Source organism: Parafannyhessea sp. (genome assembly GCF_051876455.1).
Taxonomy (GTDB): domain Bacteria; phylum Actinomycetota; class Coriobacteriia; order Coriobacteriales; family Atopobiaceae; genus Parafannyhessea.
Window position 1 is genome coordinate 1 of the sequence record NZ_JBJEHW010000128.1, and the last position, 2,627, is coordinate 2,627.

Genomic DNA, 2,627 nt, shown 5'->3' on the forward strand with positions numbered 1-2,627 from the left:
TCTACGAGCCCTACGAGGACGAGGAGGAGCGCCGCGACATCGAGGAGGAGCGCGTCGAGAGCTCGGTGGCCGAGTACTCCCGCGCGAACGCGGCGCAGCACTACCGCCGGGAGCACCACGACGAGTTCCTGCCCACCCTGTTCATGGTAGTCGCTGGCATTGCGGTTGCCGCCGGCCTGGTGGTGTACCTGGCGGGCGTGATTCCGACGCTGCTTCCCGGAGCCACGAGCCCGCTGCACAACGAGATCGTGCAGGAGGAGGAGCAGGCCAGCGACCAGAACGACTCGTCCGACGGCTCGACCACGCAGGCCTCTGCTGTCGATATCAACCTGTCCATGGTGGGCGACATGGTGACGCAGAGCACGGTAATCACCGCCGCCCAGACCACGTCGGGGACCTACGACTTCTCGAGCCTGTTCTCCGACACGTCTTCCGACATCAGCTCGGCCGACGTGGCGTTGGTGGACCAGGAGTCCGCGATCGCGGGCCAGACGTACGGCTATGGCAGCGGCGTGCCCTACAACGCGCCCGACACACTGGCCACGGCCGAGGCCAACGCCGGCATCGACGTGGTGCTGAAGGCCAGCAACTACGCCCTGGACCTGGGCTACGACGGCCTGCACGACGAGCTGACCAACTGGGCAAAGAACGAGCCCAACCTACAGGTGCTGGGCGTGGCCGATCCCGAGGGCACCGCCGGCACCGACCGCGTGAGCAACGTCTACATATACGAGAAGGACGGCTTCAAGGTCGCTATCCTGAACTACACGTATGGCACCGACACCACGGTCAGCAAGTCGACCGACTCGTCCTACGTGGCCACGCTGAGCGAGGACAAGGTGAAGGCCGACGTCCAGGCGGCAAAGGACGCGGGGGCCGACATGATTGTGGCCTGCCCGCACTGGGGGACCGAGTACAGCACCGAGATCTCCAGCGAGCAGTCCACCTACGCCCAGCTGTTTGCCGACGAGGGCGTGGACGTGGTCATCGGCGACCACCCGCACGTGGTGCAGCCCGTGGAGGTCATCACGAACTCCAGCGGCCACAAGACCGTGTGCTACTACTCGGTGGGCAACTACGTCAGCGCGTCGAAGAGCACCGCAGCGCTCATCGGCGGCATCGCGAAGGTGACGCTGCACAAGGACACCGACGGCACGTGCTCCGTCGCCGCCGCCTCACTGGTACCCGTCGTCACGCACCGGGCCAACGGCACCTCCTACGGCGTGTACAAGCTATCGGACTACACGCAGCAGCTGGCCCAGAAGGGCTGGGACACGTACCTGACCCCGACGTACGTCAAGAGCTACCTGGACTCCACCTTGTCCGACCTGACCTACGACGAGTCCGCTGGCGCCTACACGGTGTCGCTGGGGTAGGAGATGGGGGGTCCGACGAAGGCGTCCCTGAAGGTGCCCCTTACGACATCAAGACTTCGCTAAGTAGAGGGCGGCCGCTCCGATGGGGCGGTCGCCCTCCTTTGTGCGAAGGTTGGAGGCTGCGTCGGGCGGTTGTGCCTCGCGGCGGGCAGCTACTCTTCGCGTCGAGAGGCTGCACTCCGCGTCGGGTGGCTGCTCCACCGGGGGTTGTATTAGCTAGAGGCTGGAGGCTAGAGGCTAGAGGCTGGAGGCTGAGGCTAGAGGCTGAGGCTGGAGGCGCAGAGAGCAAGCGCCATGGCACAAGAAGGGCGGCCACCCCAAACGAGGTGGTCGCCCTTTTGATGCCTCTGGCCGCGATGGCTCGAAGCGGTTTGTTCTTCTTGCCAGCTACTCGCTGGTGGAGGTGGAGGCGCTGGCGTCGGTCGAGGCGCTGGCGTCGGTCGAGGCGCTGGCGTCGGTCGACGCGTCGCCGGTCGTGGAGCTGGAGTCGTCGCTTGACGTCTTGCTGGAGTCCGAGCTGGAGTCGTCCGAGCTGGAGGGAATGATGACCTTCGTGTCGGACTGGATGTTGGGGGACTCCACGGCGGCCTGCGTGGAAGATGTGGCCTTGACCGTGACCTCCACCTTCGTGTCGATGCCGCGCGAGGGGTCCAGCAGGACGTCCAGGTACGTGCTTCCATCGGAGTTCTTCTGCACCGCCTCGATGGGCACGATCAGGCTGTTGGGAATCGATTGCAGCACGATGGAGGCGTTCACCGCGGTGCCCGTGGTCAGCGAGCTGTCGGGGTCCTCGATGGTGATGGTCACGGGGTAGGTGGCCTCGGTGCCGTTCTGCGTGGCGTTGCTGCCGATTTTCGTTATCTTGCCGGTGGCTTGCACGTCGGGGTTGTCCGGGAAGCTCAGGCGCACCTCACGCTCCTCGGTCACTTGGTTTATCTGGTTGGCGGGGACGCTCATGACCAGGATGAGCTCGGAGGTGTCGGACACGGTGCACAGCTGCGTGGCGCTGGTGACTGCGCCGCCCTGCGTGGCGGAGTCGCTGACGTTGCTGACGGTGCCCGAGAAGGGCGCGGTCACGGTGAGCTTCTGCTCCTGTGCCGCGGCCTTGTCGGAGGTCTGCTTCAGGGTGGTCAGGTTCTGGTTGGCGGAGTCGAGGGCGGACTTGGCGCTGTCGACTTTCGCCTGGCACTCGCTGGCCTTGTCGGTGTCGGTCTGCAGCTGCTTCGTGAGGTCGTTGTACTTCGACTTGTC

The 2,627-nt window shown here is 65.4% G+C and carries 2 protein-coding genes; one reads left to right on the plus strand and one right to left on the minus strand.

Annotation, left to right across the window (positions count from 1 at the left end; translation table 11 throughout):
* Positions 1 to 1,376: CapA family protein (locus ACI38Z_RS05650; RefSeq protein WP_439789219.1), on the plus strand; the 1,376-nt coding region annotated here is incomplete at its 5' end.
* Positions 1,377 to 1,763: 387 nt separating this feature from the next.
* On the opposite strand, the gene ACI38Z_RS05655 is transcribed toward ACI38Z_RS05650, so the two are convergent.
* The coding region (locus tag ACI38Z_RS05655) for an efflux RND transporter periplasmic adaptor subunit (RefSeq protein WP_439789220.1) at positions 1,764 to 2,627 on the minus strand (864 nt) is incomplete at its 5' end.